Genomic DNA, 17,414 nt, shown 5'->3' with positions numbered 1-17,414 from the left:
GGGACGAGCCACCCGTTTAGGCCAGACTATCGCTCGATTAGGGTTGACCCGCGTCGTCGCCCGACGACCCAAGCCTGACCGCAGATGCGAAGGAGCCGCGACGGTGAAGTTCGACGTCGTCATCGAGATCCCGAAGGGTTCACGCAACAAGTACGAGGTTGACCACGAGACCGGCCGGGTCAAGCTCGACCGCTACCTCTACACCCCGATGGGCTACCCCGCCGACTACGGGTTCTTCGAGGACACCCTCGGTGAGGACGGCGATCCGCTGGACGCGCTGGTCCTGCTGCCCGAGTCGGTGTTCCCCGGCTGCACCGTCGAGGCCCGCCCGGTCGCGATGTTCAAGATGACCGACGAGGCAGGCGGCGACGACAAGTTGCTGTGCGTGCCCGCCGGGGATCCGCGCTGGGACCACATCCAGGACCTCGGAGACGTGTCGCAGTTCGAACTCGACGCGATCAAGCACTTCTTCGTGCACTACAAGGACCTGGAGCCCGGCAAGTTCGTCAAGACCGCCGACTGGGTGGGCCGCGAAGAGGCCGAGGCCGAGCTGCAGCGCTCCGTCGAGCGGTTCAAGGCCGGCCACTAGAACTTCCGGATAGTTTGCCTGGCTGTAACAAGAGGTAACGCCGGCGTCCCATGCGCCTTCCATGATTGACCAGGTGTTGATGCATCAGGGCATGGGACTTGAGGCGTACAACGCACTGCCCCTGCGGCGTGCGGTGCACGCCGTGTACGAGTGCTGCTACAGCGTCGTGCTGGCGACCGATCTGGCCGGCGGACGCCCGTTTGCCGACCACGACTCGCTGTTCCGGCAGGCCGACGCCCTGCTGTTCAGCCTCGGCGAGGATTCCATCGACCGCGTACTGCAGGCCTATCCGCACATCGGCAGACGTCCGCGCAGCCCGAAGTCGGTGTGCGAGCAGTGCTCGGTGTGGGACGACGATCCCGCGGTGATGGCACAGCTCAACGACGAGGTCCTGCACTATGCCGAGCGGTTCGGCTTCGGCTTCGTCATGTTCGTCGAGGACTGCTGCGCACACCGGGCCATGACCGGGATCGTCGACCGGCTGCACAACGACCGCGAGACCGAACGCAAGGTCGTCCGCAACGAACTGGCCCGCATCAACCGGGCCCGGCTGGAACGCATGCTCGGCCCTGAAGGCGGCTACTACAACTGGTGAGTCAGTGGCTCACCACGATCGAGGCGGCCGATGTTGGCGGCGATCTCCTCGGCCCGGCCGCCGAACGTATCGGTGGTGACGCCCGACGAATGCGGCGTCATCAACACGTTGGCCAGTTCGCCGAACGGCAGCTCACTCGGTACCCCCTGCCCACCCGGGCCCGGATAGCGGTACCAGACGTCGATGGCGGCAGCTCTGATCCAGCCCTCCAACAGTGCGTCGTAGAGCGGGCGCTCGGCCACCAGGGGCCCGCGCCCGACGTTGACCAGCACGCCGTCGGAGCCCAGCGCCCGCAGCTGCTCGGCGCCGATCATGCCTTCGGTCGCCGCGGTGAGCGGCGCCGACACCACAACCACGTCGGACTCCGTCATGAGCCGGTTCAGCTCGGAGGTGTCGCCCGCCCAGGACAGGCCGTGGGCCGCGGTGTCGACCCGCCCCGATCCGGTCACCGCAGCCCCGGTCGAGCCCAGGCCGCGGAACAATTCCCATACCCGCCGGCCGATGTGTCCGAACCCGACCAGGCCGACGCGGGCCGCGCCGATCGCGGGCAACTGTGGCAGGTTGGCGTCATAGACCGAGGTGGCCCATACCCCTCGGCGCAGTGCGCGGTCCTGCGCCAGGAAGTCGCGGCGCAGCAGCACCGCGGCCGCAAGCACATACTCCGCGATGGATCGTTCATGATGGAAGGTGTTGGCCACCAGGGTTTCTGGCCGCAGTGCGGCAAAGTCGACCTTGTCGGTACCGGCCCCCGCGACGTGCACGAGGCGCAATTTCTCGGCCGCGGCCGCCATCTCGGCGGTGAACCGGCCACCCACGAACACGTCAGCGTCCCGCAGGTCTTCGATGCTCCCGTTCCAGACCACCTCCGCACCCGGCGGCAGCGCGGCTTCGAAGCGATCCCGGTGCACCAGCAGATTCGGTTCCTTGACGACGATCTTCATGTCAATCCCGCTGCAGGGCAGGGCGCTTGCTGTCGAATTTCCAACCGGGGAGGAGGTACTGCATCGCCACCGAGTCATCGCGGGATCCCAGCCCCTTGGCCAGATACAACTCGTGAGCAGCAGCGACCATGTCCTCGTCGAGCTCCACACCCAGGCCCGGGACCGCGGGCACGTCGAGGTACCCATCGACGATCCGGAAAGGCTCCTTGGTGATCCGCTGGCCGTCCTGCCAGATCCAGTGCGTGTCGATCGCCGTGATGTCGCCCGGTGCCGCCGCGGCGACATGGGTGAACATCGCCAGCGATACGTCGAAGTGGTTGTTGGAGTGCGAACCCCAGGTCAGGCCCCACGCATCACAGAGCTGTGCAACCCGGACCGAGCCGCTCATCGTCCAGAAATGCGGATCGGCCAGCGGGATGTCGACGGCACCGGCCCGGATCGCGTGCCCCAGCTCGCGCCAGTCGGTCGCGATCATGTTCGTGGCGGTCGGCAGGCCGGTGGCCCGCTTGAATTCGGCCATCACCTCACGGCCGGAGAACGCGCCCTCCGGCCCGACCGGATCCTCGGCATAGGCCAGCACGTCGGTGAGCTGACGGCAGGTCTCGACGGCATCGGCCAGCAGCCAGCCACCGTTGGGGTCCAGCGTGATCCGCGCGTCGGGGAACCTTTCGGCCAGCGCGGTGACGGCCTTGGCCTCGTCGGCCGCGGGCAGCACACCGCCCTTGAGTTTGAAATCGCGGAACCCGTAGCGGGCGCGGGCCGCCTCGGCCAGCCGCACGACCGCCTCGGGCGAGAGCGCCTGCTCGTGGCGGACGCGCAGCCACTCGTCGGCGCCGGACGGCTCGTCGGCCGCAGACCGGTACTCCAGATCGGTGCGGTTCCGGTCGCCCACGAAGAACAGGTAACCGAGCGCCTGGACACGGTTGCGCTGCTGCCCGTCGCCGAGCAGTGCGGCGACGGGGACACCCAGGTGCTTGCCCAGCAGATCCAGCAGCGCCGACTCGACGGCCGTGACGGCGTGCACCATGACCCGCAGGTCGAAGGTCTGAGCGCCCCGCCCACCGCGGTCACGGTCGGCGAATTCTCTCCGGATACTTGCCAGGACGGCGTGGTACGCGCCGAGCGACCGGCCGACCACCAGCGGCCTGGCGTCGTCGAGGGTTCTGCGGATCGCCTCCCCACCGGGCACCTCCCCCACCCCGGTGTTCCCATCGGAATCTTTGAGGATCAGCAGATTTCGGGTGAAGAACGGGCCGTGTGCGCCGCTGAGGTTGAGCAGCATGCTGTCGTGACCCGCAATCGGTATCACGATCATCTCGGTCACGACGGGTGTCGCGTTCTGTGCACTCATCGGTACTCCAATCTCATGGGCGAAACTCAAAATCATGCGAACCACTTGTCCCCGTTGGCGACCGGGCGGACCACCCGGGACACCTTGTCGCACACCAGGCGAAGGGCGTCGACGATCTCCCGTTCCCGTTCCGGGTTCAGACGCGACAACGGGACCGACGCGCTGATCGCGTCATGCGCCGGATGCCGGTAGCGCAGCGTGACCGCGAAACACTTGATGCCCTGCGTGTTTTCCTCGTTGTCGCTGGCATAGCCGCGAACCCGCACCTCGTCGAGAGCCGCGTCGAGACCGGCGCGGTCGGTGAGTGTGCGGGGAGTCAGAGGCATCAGCGTCGCCGGGATGTGCGCATCGAGTTCGGGACCGAACCGCTCGGCGAGCAGAGCCTTGCCGAGGGCAGTGGTGTACGCAGGCAACCGGCGTCCCACCTTGTTGGCGGTGCGCACGTACTGCCGGGACTCCCGAGTGGCCAGGTACACCACGTCGTGCCCGTCGAGCCTGCCGAGGTGGAACGTCTCGTCGAGCTGGCCGCGCAGGTCTTCGAGGAACGGAGCGATCATCGGCAGGTACGGGTCGGCATCCAGATAGCTGGTTCCTACCAGCAGCGCCCGCATGCCGATGCTGTACTGCGCGCCCGCGTCGTCCGACCGCACCCAGCCCTGGGCCACGAGTGTGCGCAGCAGCGCATGCGCCGAGCTGCGTGGCATCTCGAGGGCAGCACAGATCTCCCGGATCCGGGTGGGTTCATCGGGCCGTGCGGCCAGGAACTCGAGCAACTCGACTGTGCGCACCGCGGATTTCACCTTGCGCACCGAGACGGCATCGGAACTGCCTTTTTCGCCGGTCAATTCACCCTCCCATCAACTGACGGACGATCAGCACCACCGCGCCGATGGTCGATATGGCGATGGCCGCCCACCGCTGCCGCTGCCGGTCCAGGTGGCGGTTGACCGAGCGGGACAGCACATACCCGATCACGCATGCCGGGACGAGCATCGCGAACACCGCGACGGTGTGGTGGTCGATGGAACCCGTGAGCGCGAGCAGCACGATCGACAGGACCGATCCGACCAGGAAGAACCCACTCATCGTTCCGCGCAGCCGCGCCCCGGTGTTGTTCTGCCACACCAGCGCCATCGGCGGCCCGCCGATGGAGGTCGCTGTGCCGAGCAGGCCCGAGGTGGCGCCGGCCAGCACCAGATTGCGCCGGTGCGGCGCCGGGATCCAGCCCATGCTCGTCAGCGCCACACCGCCCAGCACCACCGCCGCCAGCGCGTACGCCAGCAGGTTCGCGGGCATCACCACCAGAAGGAGCGCCCCGGCAACGGTGCCCGGAACCCGTCCGGCCAGGGCCCATCCGGTGCCGGCGAGGTCGATGTCCTGGCGTTCCCGTATCACCACCATGAGCGTGACCATGGTGGCGAGCATGATGAGTGTTCCCGGGATCAGGCCGGGGTCCACGATCGCGACGATCGGTGCCGCCAGCATGCCCATGCCGAACCCGATGGAGGCCTGCATGCAGGACGCCAGCACAATTGCGGCGGCGACGATCCCGTAGCCGGTGATGCTCACGCCGACACCGGCACGGCCGGCTCCAACGGATGGTGACATTCGGAGATGTGGCAGTCGACATCGGGATCCGCGGCCGCTGCCGGCGCCTGCGTCGCACAGATGTCCGTCGCTTTCCAGCATCGCGTCCGGAAGCGGCAGCCCGAAGGCGGATTCAGCGGGGACGGCACCTCGCCCTTCAGCAGGATCCGGTTGTTACGTTGGGCCGCATCAAGTTTCGGTGCCGCCGACAACAGGGCCGCGGTATACGGATGCCGCGGATTCCGATACACGTCCTCGGTGCGTCCGCTCTCGATCATGTGCCCCAGGTACATCACCGTGACCCGGTCGGCGACATGGCGCACCACCGACAGGTCGTGCGAGATGAAGACGTAGGAGATGCCGAGCTCCTGCTGCAGATCGTTGAGCAGGTTGAGCACCTGGGCCTGAACCGACAGATCGAGCGCGGACACCGGTTCGTCGCAGATGATGACATCGGGGTTGAGCGCCAACGCCCTGGCGATGCCGATGCGTTGCCGTTGGCCGCCGGAGAACTCCTGCGGATACTTGTTGACCGCTTTTGCTCCCAGGCCGACCATGTCGAGCAGGCCGCGTACCCGCATCTCCCGGTCCTTGCGGTTCGGGTGCAGGGTCTTGTGGGTGCGCCACGGCTCGGCGACGATGTCGCCGGCGGTCATGCGGGAGTTGAGCGACGCGTAGGGATCCTGGAACACCATCTGGACCCGCCGCCGGAACTTCAGCAGCTCGGCACCACGCAGGCTGAACGGGTCGATGCCGTCGAAGGTCACGCTGCCCGAATCCGGGCGCTCCAGCATCATCAGGGTCCGCGCCAGTGTCGACTTGCCGCAACCGGATTCGCCGACCAGACCGAGCGTTTCGCCGCGGCCCAGGTCGAGGTTGATGCCGTCGAGGGCGGCCAGCCGGCTCTTGCCGACCCGGAACGACTTACGAAGGTCGCGGACGGTGAGCAGGTTTTCAGACATCTGCGGCTTCTCCTCGCTTGCGGGTCTCGACCTCGTCGGGGAAGTGGCAGGCGCTGCGACGGCCATCGCCGGCGAGTACCGGTCGGGTGGTGACGCAGAGGTCGCGGGCCAGCGGACAGCGGTCCTGGTAGACACAACCGGCCGGGATCGAGTGCAGGTCCGGCGGGGCACCGCCGATGGACTTGAGGGCCTCGCCGCGTACCGCGCTCACCGGGACCGAGTCGAGCAGTCCCCTGGTGTAGGGGTGTCGCGGGCTGGCGAAAACCTCGGCCACGGGCCCGGTTTCGACGACCTGGCCCGCATACATCACGGCGACCTGATCCGCCTCCTCGGCCACCAGCGCCAGATCGTGGGTGATCAGTACGACGGCCATGTCGTATTCACTACGCAGGCTCTTGAGCAGTGCCATGATCTGCGCCTGCACGGTCACGTCGAGTGCGGTCGTGGGTTCGTCGGCAATCAGCACCCGCGGGTTCAACGCGACGGCCATCGCGATCAACAGCCGTTGCCGCATCCCTCCGGAGAACTGGTGCGGATAGGACTTCATCCGCTCCTCCGGCTGTGGAATGCCCACCCGCGCCATCAGTTCCACTGCCTTGCGCTTGGCGTCCCTGGCATTCATGCCATGGTGGATGCGGAATGGCTCGGCCAACTGGGTACCGACCGTGTAGAGCGGGTTGAGGGCGGTCAGCGCGTCCTGGAACACGATGGCCAACTCCGGTCCGGCCAGCTTGCGGCGGGTCTTGCGGTCGGCGGCCAGGATGTCCACGTCGGCCAGCGTCGCGGTGCCGTCGACCACCTCGGCGACCGGGTCGAGCAGTCCGACCAGTGCTGTGGCGGTCATCGATTTGCCGCAGCCGGATTCTCCCAGCAGCGCCAGGGTCCGGCCGCGGTGCGCCGCGAAGCTGACGTGGTCGACGGCGCGCACGGTTCCGGTGATCGTGCGGATGTCGACGGTGAGACCGTCGACCACCAGGGCGGGTTCGGCATCGATGGGCTCGGACACGGTGGGCTGGTCCACGACACTGCTGCTCAGCGAGGTCATCCGAGGGCCTTTCCGGTTTTGGTGAAGCGGGACAGGCGTTTCTGCGGGACGGTGAGCCGCCAGCGCTGGCCGGGATCGGTGGCGATCCGGGCCCAGGCGGCCAGGATGGTGGCCGAGACCGTGGTGATGACGATGGCCACGCCCGGGAAGAAGGACAGCCACCACGCGGTGTGCAGGTAGGTCCGGCCCTGCGAAACCATCAGGCCCCAGCTGACATCCGGCGGCTGGATCCCGATACCCAGAAAGCTGAGCGAGGATTCGGCCAGCATCACGTAGCAGAAGTCCAGCGTGGCCACGGTCAGCAGGGTCGGCAGCACGATCGGCACCACGTGCCGGAGGATGATCGACCGGCCGCTGGCCCCGAAGGTACGCGCCGCGTCGACGAACACCCGGCTGGACAGTTCGGCCGACTCGGCGCGGGCGGTGCGCAGATACACGGGGATGCGGGTGATCGCCAGCACCGCAACGATATTGGCAGCGCTCGGAGAGAACACATACAGCACCACCACGGCCAGCAGCAACGAGGGGAAGCTCATGATGACGTCGGCCACCCGCATGGCCAGCGTTTCCCGCCAACCGCGGTAGTAGCCGGCCCACATCCCGATCAGTGAGCCGACGACTGCCGAGATCACCACGGCGGGGATGGCCACCGACAGCGTGGTACGGCAGGCGACGATGAGCCGGGCCAGCATGCTGCGTCCCAGCGGGTCGGTGCCGAGTACGTTGGCCCAGCCGTGGGCAAGGGTGAACGGTGCCTGATTCGAGTTGTCGAGGTCGATGTGGGTGGCGAGGTTGCCGACTAGCATGGGCCCGAACACCGCGGTGAGGACCACCAGGCCGAGCACCACGGCGGCACCGGCGGCCACCCGGTCATTGACCAGCAGCCGGAACCACACCGAGCGCTTCCGGGTCGGTTCGGTCTCGGGTTCGCCGACGATCGCCGTGGTGGGTTTGACCGGTACCAGGTCGATTTGCGTGCTCACGATGCGTACCCCTAGACCTTTGCCGGTTCCCGTACGCGCGCATCCAGCAGCGCGTAGCAGGCGTCGATGATGATGTTCAGCACGAAGATGCTCACCGCAGTGAGCAGGACGGCGGCCTGCAGAACGGCGAAGTCGCGCTGCAGGATGGCGTCGATCATGAGCTTGCCGATGCCGGGCCAGCCGAAGATGGCCTCCACCACGACGGCACCATTGATCAGGCCGACCGCGAGATCGCCCGCCACCGTGAGTGCGGGTGCGGCCGCGTTGCGCAGCGCGTGATGGCTGACCACCCGCAGATCGCCGGCGCCCTTGCTGCGGGCCAGGCGGATGTAGGGCGCCGACAGTGCCGAGACCATGGCGCCGCGGACCACCTGCGTGAGTACACCCAGGGGGCGGATCATCAGCGTGGCGATCGGCAGAATCCAGGACAGGATGCCGTCGTCGGTTCCAGACGTCGGCAGCACGCCCAGCAATACGGAGAACAGCCACACTCCGGTGATGGCGAACCAGAAGTCGGGGATGCTGGCGGCGGTCATCGACAGCAGGCTGGAGAACCGGTCGGCCAGTGAGTTGGGCCGGTAGGCGGCCCAGCAGCCCACGATGACAGCCCCGACGATCGCCAGCAGCATGGTGGTGAAAGCGAGTTGCAGCGTGGCGGGGAAGGCCCGTAGCGCCATCGCCGATGCAGATTCGCCTGTGCGCAAAGAGGTTCCGAAGTCGAGATGGACCACACCCTTGAAGTAGTCCACCAGTTGGGCGGCAAGTGGCTGGTCGAATCCATGCTGGTGGGCAAAAGCCGCACGCTGGTCGGCGGTGGCGGACTCGGGCAGGTACAGGTTGGTCGGATCACCGGTGAGCCGGGCGAGCAGGAACACACCGAGCAGCACGATGATCAACGGGATGGCGCTGGTGTACATCCGGCGCCGGACAAAGGGGAACATCGGCTCAGCTCCTGTCGGTGCGGTCGGTCGAAGCAGGCGTCATCTCCGACAGCCGCATCTCGTCGCCGGTGGCGGAGTTGGGGGCGTAATCGATACGCGGCGACTTGCCGAGGATGCCCTTCATGTGGGCGATGTAGGCGAACTGCATGATCTGCTGCGGCTCCTCGGCGAACAGTTTCGCGAACGCATCCTGGCGGGCCTGACCGGTGAGGGCTTCGGCGGCGCGGATCTTTTGGTCGAATTCTTTTGTGCCGTAGGCGCTCTGCGGTCCTTCGGAAAGCATGTACTGGTCCATGGTGAACGCCGCGTCACCCGCCTGGTTCCCGTGCATGATCATCAGGAGGTAGGGACCGGTATCGGCCGGGAACGGGCGCAGCTGGTACTGCAACTGGCCGGCGGTGTCCATCATCTCGATCTTCACGTTGAGACCGATCTCGGAGAATTCACTCTGCAGCACCTCGATGGTCTCGGAGATCTTCGGGAACTGGGCGGTGCGGCCGATCAGCCGGATCTGCCGGTCCACAGGCACACCGTCGGCCTTCGCCTCGGCGATCAGTGCCTTGGCCTTCTCGAGATCGTGCGGCCACAACGCAAGCTGATCGTTGTACCCGACGACACCGGACGGAATGAGCTGTGACGCCGGATCTCCGAGTCCACGGAACAGTGCTTTGACGATTCCGGTCCGGTTGACCGAGTAGTTGATGGCCTGCCGGACGCGGATGTCGTTCAGCGGCGCTTCTCCTGCCTGCATGCGCAGTGCGGTGGTCTCGTTGTTCTGGAACGGAACTCCGCGATCGCCGACCCCGTCCTCGGGCCCGAGCGAGGTCGCGATGTCGGCCTCGTCGTTGGTGATCATGGCGGCTCGAACACTGCCCTCGCTGCGCCACTGGTATTCGGCGCGGGCGAAGGCCGGCTTGGCCCCCCAGTACCGGTCGTTGCGCGTGAGCATCAGCTTCTGGCCGTATTCCCAGTCTTCGATGGCGTACGGTCCGGTTCCGATGGGCTCACGCACCTTCTCGGTGGTGCTGGTGCCTGACGGAACGATCTCCACGAACGAGATACGCAGCGGCAGAATCGGATCCGGCTCGGGTGTGCCGATCACCACGGTGTGCTCGTCCGGGGCCGTGACGTCGAGCTTGGCGTCACCGAACACGTAACCGTCGACGTTGCACTGCAGATCGGAGTTCACTGCCCGGTCGATCGAAAAGGCGGCGTCCTTGGCGGTGAACGGCGCACCGTCGGAGAAGGAGACTCCCTTGCGGATGTCGAAAGCCCATTGGTTGGGCGCGGTTTGGCGCCACGCTGTGGCCAGCAGCGGCTGCAGGTCGCCGGTGTCGGGATCGCGCTCGATGAGCGGTTCGGTGATGTTGGACCGCACCACGATGCCGGTGGATGTCAGCGAGCTTTCGCAGGGCTCCAGCGTCGGGGGTTCCTGGGAGATGACGATCCGCAAGGTGTCGGGGTCATAGCCGCCGTGCGCGGTGTTGGCGACGGTGCACCCGGCGGTGAGCGTGCAGGCGGCCAGAGCGACTGCCGGAGCGGCGACAAATCGCCTCATGAATCCTCCAGGGTGTGATGTCCACGTATGTGGATGTCGGTTGTGACCGCAGACACACGCTAAGAACGGCCCACTCCGGCCGTCAACCCACCGAAATCAGCCGAAATGGCAGGAATCGGACACCCTGGGCCCGTCGCAGAAACCCGCTGAAACATGCCCTGAACTGGGCTTTTAATGACGAAGGAAGTTTGTCGATACGCCCACAGCAATGCCGCGGCGGCAATTATGCAGCTTGCGTATCAACCCATGCTATTTCCGTGTTGGACGGGTATTTGCACGCGGGCATACCGTAGCTGCATCCCGACCGAGGAGTACGTGTGCCCGAATCCGATTCCAGCCGCCGTGTCCTACAGGTGGGTCCGCTCAAGCCGTCTCTCGCCGAGACGCTGCGGACCAGCTACGACGCCTATGTCTTGCCCGACGGCCCCGAACGCACGACGTTCCTCGAAGAGCACGGCGCCACGATCACCGCAGTGGTGACCTCCGGGCGCACCGGGGTGGACGCCGAACTGATGTCCGCGCTGCCCAACCTGGGCGCGGTGGTCAACTTCGGGGTCGGCTACGACACCACGGACATCGAGGCCGCCGCCGCCCAAAACGTCGTGGTCAGCAATACCCCCGATGTGCTCAGTGACTGCGTGGCCGACACCGCCGTGGGACTGTTGATCGACACGATGCGACAGTTCTCGGCCGCCGACCGCTACCTGCGTTCCGGCCGCTGGGTGGCCGAGGGCAATTACCCACTGACCCACAAGGTTTCGGGAGCCCGTGTCGGCATCATCGGACTGGGCCGCATCGGGCAGGCCATCGCGACCCGGCTGGTCGCCTTCGGCTGCCCGATCAGCTACCACAACCGGCGTGAAGTCGCGGGCAGCCCGCACACCTATGTCGCCTCCGCCGTCGAGCTCGCCCGCCAGGTGGACGTCCTGATCATCGCCGCGGCCGGCGGCAGCGGGACGCGGCACCTGGTCGATCAGGATGTGCTCGAAGCCCTCGGGCCAGACGGTTACCTGGTGAACATCGCCCGCGGCAGCGTCGTGGACGAGGGCGCGCTCGTCGAGGCGTTGACCAGCGGCAGACTGGCCGGTGCCGGACTCGATGTGTTCACAGACGAACCGAATGTGCCCGAGGCGTTGCTGTCGCTGGACAACGTGGTGCTGCTTCCCCACGTGGGAAGCGGAACCGTGGAGACCCGCAGCGCCATGGAGGCACTGACCTTGGCCAACCTGGACAAGTACCTGGCGTCCGGCGAGCTCGTCACTCCGGTTCCCATGCCGGCTCGGGCCGGCTGAGGTCACCGGACCTAACGTACGTTGCAGCCAGTATTCATGTTGTGACAGTGCGCGCCGGAATTGCATGAGCCGCAATGGCAACCGCATGCGATCTTGGCCTGCGGTCGCACCGCAGGTTGGGGCGGATAGTAGATGTCCCGGTCTCGGTCTCTGTGCGGACGGTCGCGTCGCGGCATGATGTGGACCCTCTCGACGTCAGCGTCGTATGCACATCAGGCTATGCCCTGACGGACCGCTCAGCCGACGAAATCCTCGACGAGTTCGTCCGTGGTCCACTCGCGTGGCGGCAGCACGTCGCGCAGCAGCCGCAGTAGCGCGGGATTCGTACTGTCTCCGCGCCAGACCGCGTCCAGTTCCACCGGGCGTTCCCGGAATGCGCCGATCGAGCGGAACACCACGCCCTCGGGATGCAGGGTGGCCGTCGACGCGGGCACCAGCGCGATGCCGATCCCGGAGCGCACCAGCACCAGCATGGTGTGCACCTGGGTGACGTACTGGACGTAGCGCGGGGTGGCGCCCGCGATCGTGAAAGTACTGATCAGCAGCTCGTTGAAGTACCGGGCCTGCACCGGGGAGTACATGACCATGTCCTGCCCGTCGAGGTCGTTGAGCGTGAGCTGACGCCGCACCTCGACCAGCGGATGCCCGGCCGGCAGCGCGGCGATGAGCTGCTCGTGCAGCAGAGGCCGGGACACCAAGCCAGGGCGCTTGAGCGGTGGTCGCGCCATGCCGAGATCGAGCTCACCGGTCATCAGCGCCTCGATCTGGACCGCCGTGACCATCTCGCGCAATTCGAGTTTCACGTCGGGCATCTGTTGACGGGCGGCGTCGAACAGCCTGGGCAACACCGGGTGCGCCGACGCCGCGGTGAACCCGATCACGACGGTACCGAGATCGCCTGCGGGAACGCGCTTTACGTTGAGCGCCGCGCCTTCGGCCAACTGCAGGATGCGGCGGGCATCGGGCAGGAATGCCACCCCAGCCGGCGTCAGCGTGACGGACCGGGTGGTCCGGTCGATCAGGTGAACCCCGAGTTCACTCTCCAGCTGCTGGATTTGGCGACTCAGCGGCGGCTGGGTCATGTGCAGACGCTCGGCGGCCCGGCCGAAGTGCAGTTCTTCAGCGACGGCGATGAAGCACGACAGCCTCGACAGCGAGAACACCGCTGCAGCCTATCGACCATACTCGTCATATATGCGCGAACGGCATGAATATCGGCGACGAATGGGCTGGCCAAGCATTGTCGACCTGCACATTCGCGGGTAGTATCGAACATGTGTTCGACTTGCTTGATCGGCCGGTACTCAGTGAATGCACTGACACCGCACTGATCGACACCCTCGAACACCACACCCGCACCGAAGCCGCCGAGGCCGCCGCCCGCCTGACGGTCATCGCCGAGATCGTGGCGCGGCACTGCGACGACGAAGACGACACCTCCGCCTACTGCGCCATCGACGGCTGGGAAACCGCCAACGCCGCGATCAGCGCCGCCTGCAACCTCAGCCGCGGCGCCGCCTCCGCCCAGATGCGCATCGCCCAAGCCCTACGCGACCGGCTACCCAAAGTCGCCGCCGTCTTCGCCCGCGGACACATCTCAGCCAAAGTCATCGCCACCATCACCTGGCGCACCCAACTCGTCACCGACACCGACGCACTGACACTGATCGACACCGCCCTGGCCGGCGCCGCCACCACCTACGGCGCCCTGACCGCCACCAAAACCGAACACGCCATCGACGTCTGGGTAGAAAAATTCGACCCCGCCGCCGTCCGCAAAACCCGCACCGCCGCCCGCGAACGCGACATCCACTTCGGCGACCCCGAGGACCCCAACGGCACCGTCTCCATCTGGGGACGCCTACTGGCCACCGACGCCGCCCTGCTCAAAAACCTACTCACCACCATGGCCCACACAGTCTGCGACAACGACCCCCGCACCCTCGGACAACGCCGCTCCGACGCACTCGGTGCCCTCGGCGCCGGCGCCGAGAACCTCACCTGCCAATGCGCCAACCCCGACTGCCCCGCCACCGGCATCGACCCCCGCTCCCGCGCCGTCCTCATCCACCTACTCGCCCACACCCTGCCCCACACCGCCCCCCACAGCGGTGAAAACGACAGTGCGTGCGAAGGGGGCGACAGCGTTGCGCAAACCCATGACGAAGACCAGGACGGTGCAGGCGATTTGGCCGACGAAGGCGACGGAGGCGACGGAGGCGACGACAATGCCGAGGCATCCCCCGCCGCCCCTTCGCAACCACCCCGCGATCCGCGCATCCACGGCAAACCCGCACCCAACGACTACGGTGCCGACCGCACCCCCGCCGTCACCGGACCACCCGCAATCATCCTCGGCGGCGGCATCGTGCCCGCACCCCTACTGGCCGAACTGATCGCCACCGGCGCCACCGTCACACACCTCACCAACCCCGCCGACCTTCCCACCCAAACCCGCTACCGGCCCTCACCCAAACTGGCCACCTTCGTCCGCATGCGCGACCTCACCTGCATGTTCCCCGGCTGCACAGTCCCCGCCACCCACTGCGACCTCGACCACACCACCCCATGGCCCACCGGAGCCACCCACCCCGCCAACCTCGGCCCCAAATGCCGAACCCACCACCTCATCAAGACCTTCCACACCGGCGAAAACGGCTGGACCGACACCCAACACCCCGACGGCAGCCACACCTGGACCTCCCCCACCAGCCACACCTACCGCACCACACCCTTCAGCCAGATCCTGTTCCCCGACCACACCACCCACACCCCAGCCCCACCCCCACAACCAGCCCCCACAACCACCACCGACCGGCACATGAAAATGCCACTCCGCCAACGCACCCGCCAACAAACCCGCACCCAACGCATCAACAACGAACGCCGACTCAACACCGAACAAGACAAACCCCCGCCGTACTAACGGGATTCGTCACATCCACCGAACGCGGTCGGTCTAACTGGCGCGGGTGATGCCGGACGCCCCGACAAGCACCGCCAGCACGATGGCGGCGAGAAGCAGCGCAGGAACGTCGCCCCACAGATGCCCCATGTGGTGTGCACCGCCGAACGATTGCACCGCCATGATCACCGCATGCACGGCGCTGGAGACGACGGCGAACCAGATCAGGGTGATGTTGGCCTCGGGCCGTCGCGCCGCGTTGATGAGGAACAAGCCCAACGTCACGTATACGCCGACGATCATCATGAAGTAATTCGATTCGTACGGGGCACCGTGATGCCAAGCCCACCCCGCCGGCCAGACCACGGCCAGCGGGTACAGCAGGATCATCGCCGCGCCGACGACCACGAGGGCGATCTGCAGTAGCCGGTATGCCATGGCGCACTCCTAGAGACGTCGAGTCTCCAGGATCCCACTACCAGCGCGGGCTGATGGCCTCAAATGACGGATCGACCGTGCGCATGTAGCCGGTGTCGTCGCGGTCGGTGATCCCGCACCGCAGGTACTGCTCGTGCAATGTCGCGAGAGCGTCGTCGTCGATTTGCACTCCGAGCCCTGGGCCGGTCGGCACCGGCACTGAGCCACAACGGAATTCGAGGGCACCGGGCCGCACGACGTCTTCGGTCTTCCACGGCCAGTGGGTATCGCAGGCATACGTGAGGTTCGGTGTGGCGGAGGCCAGATGCACCATCGCGGCCAGGCTGATGCCCAGATGCGAGTTGGAGTGCATGGACAGCCCCAGCCCGAAGGTGTCACAGATGCCGGCGAGCAGGCGGGATCGCTGCAGCCCACCCCAGTAGTGGTGATCGGAGAGCACCACGCGCACCGACCCTTTCGCCACGGCGGGCGCCAGTTGATCGAACGCCACCACGCACATGTTGGTGGCCAACGGCATGGGTGCCTGTGCTGCCACGTCTGCCATGCCGTCCAACCCGGGGGTCGGATCCTCCAGGTACTCCAGCACACCTGACAGACGCGCGGCCACCTTGAGCGACGTCTCGGGCGTCCAGGCAGCATTCGGGTCGAGCCGCAGCGGGTGGTCGGGGAACGCGACCCGCAGTGCCTCGATCGCAGCGGCCTCTTCCTCTGGCGCGAACACTCCGCCCTTGAGTTTGATCGCGGTGAAGCCGTACTCGTCCACGATGCGGCGGGCCTGAGCCACGATGCCGTCAGGGTCGAGCGCTTCTCCCCAGCTGTCGGGCTCCGCGCCGGGATGACCGGCCCACTTGTAGAACAGATAGGCGCTGAAGGGTACGGCGTCACGCACGGCGCCGCCGAGCAGATCCGATACCGGCCGGCCGGTCGCCTGCCCCGCCACGTCGAGGCACGCCACCTCGAAGGGCGAGAAAACCTGGTCGACGGCACTGGCGGTGGTGATCATGCCCGCCGTCCCCACCGCAGCCGTGTCCCCGTGCAGCACCTGGCCGATGGCCGCACGAATGGCGTTGAGGGCAAACACATCCTGCCCGACAATCGCTCCAGCCGCGGCAGCCAGGCGCTCCAGGTGCAGCGTGTCGGCGTAGGTCTCACCGAGCCCGGTCAGGCCGGCATCGGTGTCCAGCTGGATGATCGCCCGCAGTGCGAACGGTTGATGCACACCCACGGTGTTGAGCAACGGTACGTCGGCGAACGCGACCGGCGTGATGCGTGCGCCGGTAATGCGGACCGGCGGCATCAGTGCACCAGGGCGTTGTCCAGCACCGCGCGGCCGGCCGCCAGGATGCGTTGCAGCTCAGTGACATCGTCGGGTCTGGCATCGATGAGTGGTGAACGCACCGGCCCGGCGGGGATCCCTTCCATGGTGACGCCGGCCTTGATCAGCGACACCGCATAGCCGGGGACGGTGTCCCGCAGCCGCACCAGCGGATGGTAGAACTCGCGCGTCAGGGCCGCGATCAGCGGCTCGTTGCCGGTCTCCAGAGCCTGGTAGAAGGCGAGTGCGACGTCCGGCGCGAATGCGAAGGTCGCCGACGAGTACAAGGTCACGCCGATCGCGCGGTACGCCTGCTGCGACACCTCGGCGGTGGGCAGTCCGTTGAAGAACTGGAACGGCTTGCCGAGCGGCTCCAACGCATCGGTGACAGCACGAACGATGCGCGATACCCGATCGAGATCGCCTGTGCCGTCCTTGAATCCGACCACGTTGGGGATGAGTGCGACCTCGACTGCCGATTCTTCGGAGTAGCGGGCGTTGTTGCGGTTGTAGACGACGACGGGAAGGTCGGTGACCGCGCTGACCTCACGGGTGTATGCCACGAGCCCGGCCTGCGGCATCTCCACCAGGTACGGCGGCAGCAACAGCAGTCCATCGGCACCGGCATCGGCGGCCACCTCGGCGAAGGCCTTGGCCGACGCGATGGATCCGCCCGCGCCCGCATACACCGGAACTCGGCCGCCCACCGTCTCGACGGCGGTACGCACAACCATCCGCATCTCGTCGGGGTCGAGCGCATGGAACTCTCCGGTGCCGCAACCGACGAACACACCACCCGGCCCGGCGTCGACGCCCTTGGCGATGTGCTGTGCGAGCCGATCCACGTCGACGTCACCGGCAGCGGTGAGCGGGGTTACCGGGAAAAACAGGACGCCATCCAGCATTTGTGTA

General features: G+C 66.7%; 17 protein-coding genes. 4 read left to right on the top strand and 13 right to left on the bottom strand.

Annotated features, from left to right (window positions below):
* Positions 1–103 precede the first annotated feature (103 nt).
* Together ACNQR1_RS05465 and ACNQR1_RS05460 are read left to right on the top strand one after the other, a co-directional pair.
* Entirely contained in the window at positions 104–589 is a 486-nt protein-coding gene (locus tag ACNQR1_RS05465) for an inorganic diphosphatase (protein ID WP_418044587.1), read from the top strand.
* A 79-nt stretch (positions 590–668) separates the two neighbouring features.
* Positions 669–1,184, top strand: a complete 516-nt coding sequence (locus tag ACNQR1_RS05460; protein ID WP_409549091.1) for a 2-oxo-4-hydroxy-4-carboxy-5-ureidoimidazoline decarboxylase — start codon at positions 669–671, stop codon at positions 1,182–1,184.
* Here ACNQR1_RS05460 and ACNQR1_RS05455 read toward each other — a convergent pair.
* From ACNQR1_RS05455 to ACNQR1_RS05415, 9 genes are read right to left on the bottom strand one after another with little or no spacing between them, the layout of a single operon-like run.
* Complete coding sequence (locus tag ACNQR1_RS05455; protein ID WP_418044586.1) at positions 1,172–2,125, bottom strand: 2-hydroxyacid dehydrogenase; 954 nt, start codon at positions 2,123–2,125, stop codon at positions 1,172–1,174. The genes ACNQR1_RS05460 and ACNQR1_RS05455 overlap by 13 nt on opposite strands.
* A 1-nt stretch (position 2,126) precedes the next feature.
* Positions 2,127–3,476: an enolase C-terminal domain-like protein gene (locus ACNQR1_RS05450; RefSeq protein ID WP_418044585.1), complete on the bottom strand. Its 1,350-nt coding sequence runs from the start codon at positions 3,474–3,476 to the stop codon at positions 2,127–2,129.
* Between the two features lie 32 nt (positions 3,477–3,508).
* On the bottom strand, positions 3,509–4,321 hold the full coding sequence (locus tag ACNQR1_RS05445) for an IclR family transcriptional regulator (RefSeq protein WP_418044584.1): 813 nt from the start codon (positions 4,319–4,321) through the stop codon (positions 3,509–3,511).
* 1 nt (position 4,322) lies between these two features.
* Positions 4,323–5,045 carry a sulfite exporter TauE/SafE family protein gene (locus ACNQR1_RS05440; protein WP_418044583.1) on the bottom strand — a complete coding sequence of 241 codons (723 nt, stop codon included), beginning with the start codon at positions 5,043–5,045 and terminating at the stop codon, positions 4,323–4,325.
* Complete coding sequence (locus ACNQR1_RS05435; RefSeq protein WP_418044582.1) at positions 5,042–6,025, bottom strand: ABC transporter ATP-binding protein; 984 nt, start codon at positions 6,023–6,025, stop codon at positions 5,042–5,044. Before ACNQR1_RS05435 ends, ACNQR1_RS05440 begins: the two co-directional genes overlap by 4 nt.
* Positions 6,018–7,070 carry an ABC transporter ATP-binding protein gene (locus tag ACNQR1_RS05430; protein ID WP_418044581.1) on the bottom strand — a complete coding sequence of 351 codons (1,053 nt, stop codon included), beginning with the start codon at positions 7,068–7,070 and terminating at the stop codon, positions 6,018–6,020. Before ACNQR1_RS05430 ends, ACNQR1_RS05435 begins: the two co-directional genes overlap by 8 nt.
* Positions 7,067–8,053: an ABC transporter permease gene (locus ACNQR1_RS05425; RefSeq protein ID WP_418044580.1), complete on the bottom strand. Its 987-nt coding sequence runs from the start codon at positions 8,051–8,053 to the stop codon at positions 7,067–7,069. Before ACNQR1_RS05425 ends, ACNQR1_RS05430 begins: the two co-directional genes overlap by 4 nt.
* An 11-nt stretch (positions 8,054–8,064) precedes the next feature.
* Positions 8,065–8,994: an ABC transporter permease gene (locus tag ACNQR1_RS05420; RefSeq protein WP_418044579.1), complete on the bottom strand. Its 930-nt coding sequence runs from the start codon at positions 8,992–8,994 to the stop codon at positions 8,065–8,067.
* Positions 8,995–8,998: 4 nt separating this feature from the next.
* A complete protein-coding gene (locus ACNQR1_RS05415; protein ID WP_418044578.1) occupies positions 8,999–10,552 on the bottom strand; it encodes an ABC transporter substrate-binding protein in 1,554 nt (517 codons plus the stop codon).
* Between the two features lie 317 nt (positions 10,553–10,869).
* Here ACNQR1_RS05415 and ACNQR1_RS05410 point away from each other — a divergent pair, with 317 nt between their 5' ends.
* Positions 10,870–11,844 (top strand): 2-hydroxyacid dehydrogenase, encoded by a 975-nt coding sequence (locus tag ACNQR1_RS05410; RefSeq protein WP_418044577.1) that lies wholly within the window; start codon positions 10,870–10,872, stop codon positions 11,842–11,844.
* 236 nt (positions 11,845–12,080) lie between these two features.
* On the opposite strand, the gene ACNQR1_RS05405 is transcribed toward ACNQR1_RS05410, so the two are convergent.
* Entirely contained in the window at positions 12,081–13,007 is a 927-nt protein-coding gene (locus tag ACNQR1_RS05405) for a LysR substrate-binding domain-containing protein (protein ID WP_418044576.1), read from the bottom strand.
* Between the two features lie 113 nt (positions 13,008–13,120).
* On the opposite strand from ACNQR1_RS05405, the gene ACNQR1_RS05400 reads away from it, so the two are divergent.
* Positions 13,121–14,770 carry a DUF222 domain-containing protein gene (locus ACNQR1_RS05400; RefSeq protein WP_418044575.1) on the top strand — a complete coding sequence of 550 codons (1,650 nt, stop codon included), beginning with the start codon at positions 13,121–13,123 and terminating at the stop codon, positions 14,768–14,770.
* A gap of 33 nt (positions 14,771–14,803) precedes the next feature.
* Here the strand turns inward: ACNQR1_RS05400 and ACNQR1_RS05395 are convergent, their stop codons facing one another.
* From ACNQR1_RS05395 to ACNQR1_RS05385, 3 genes are read right to left on the bottom strand one after another with little or no spacing between them, the layout of a single operon-like run.
* The gene (locus ACNQR1_RS05395) at positions 14,804–15,187 is read right to left on the bottom strand and encodes a DUF6632 domain-containing protein (protein ID WP_418044574.1); all 384 of its coding nucleotides are present in this window, start codon (positions 15,185–15,187) and stop codon (positions 14,804–14,806) included.
* A gap of 37 nt (positions 15,188–15,224) precedes the next feature.
* Positions 15,225–16,484 carry a glucarate dehydratase family protein gene (locus ACNQR1_RS05390; RefSeq protein WP_418044573.1) on the bottom strand — a complete coding sequence of 420 codons (1,260 nt, stop codon included), beginning with the start codon at positions 16,482–16,484 and terminating at the stop codon, positions 15,225–15,227.
* Entirely contained in the window at positions 16,484–17,407 is a 924-nt protein-coding gene (locus ACNQR1_RS05385) for a 5-dehydro-4-deoxyglucarate dehydratase (RefSeq protein ID WP_418044572.1), read from the bottom strand. Before ACNQR1_RS05385 ends, ACNQR1_RS05390 begins: the two co-directional genes overlap by 1 nt.
* Positions 17,408–17,414: the final 7 nt, after the last annotated feature.

It is taken from the genome of Mycobacterium sp. 48b, from assembly GCF_048282725.1.
GTDB lineage: Bacteria > Actinomycetota > Actinomycetes > Mycobacteriales > Mycobacteriaceae > Mycobacterium.
The sequence above is the reverse complement of the archived record's forward strand: the minus strand, read 5'-3'. Positions and strand labels throughout refer to the sequence as shown.

Bases quoted from the DNA above. Each gene is read 5' to 3' on its own strand.
- ACNQR1_RS05385 (WP_418044572.1), bottom strand. From the start codon at position 17,407: ATGCTGGATGGCGTCCTGTTTTTCCCGGTAACCCCGCTCACCGCTGCC.
- ACNQR1_RS05435 (WP_418044582.1), bottom strand. From the start codon at position 6,025: ATGTCTGAAAACCTGCTCACCGTCCGCGACCTTCGTAAGTCGTTCCGG.
- ACNQR1_RS05420 (WP_418044579.1), bottom strand. From the start codon at position 8,994: ATGTTCCCCTTTGTCCGGCGCCGGATGTACACCAGCGCCATCCCGTTG.
- ACNQR1_RS05415 (WP_418044578.1), bottom strand. From the start codon at position 10,552: ATGAGGCGATTTGTCGCCGCTCCGGCAGTCGCTCTGGCCGCCTGCACG.
- ACNQR1_RS05455 (WP_418044586.1), bottom strand. From the start codon at position 2,125: ATGAAGATCGTCGTCAAGGAACCGAATCTGCTGGTGCACCGGGATCGC.
- ACNQR1_RS05460 (WP_409549091.1), top strand. From the start codon at position 669: ATGCATCAGGGCATGGGACTTGAGGCGTACAACGCACTGCCCCTGCGG.
- ACNQR1_RS05390 (WP_418044573.1), bottom strand. From the start codon at position 16,484: ATGCCGCCGGTCCGCATTACCGGCGCACGCATCACGCCGGTCGCGTTC.
- ACNQR1_RS05395 (WP_418044574.1), bottom strand. From the start codon at position 15,187: ATGGCATACCGGCTACTGCAGATCGCCCTCGTGGTCGTCGGCGCGGCG.
- ACNQR1_RS05450 (WP_418044585.1), bottom strand. From the start codon at position 3,476: ATGAGTGCACAGAACGCGACACCCGTCGTGACCGAGATGATCGTGATA.
- ACNQR1_RS05430 (WP_418044581.1), bottom strand. From the start codon at position 7,070: ATGACCTCGCTGAGCAGCAGTGTCGTGGACCAGCCCACCGTGTCCGAG.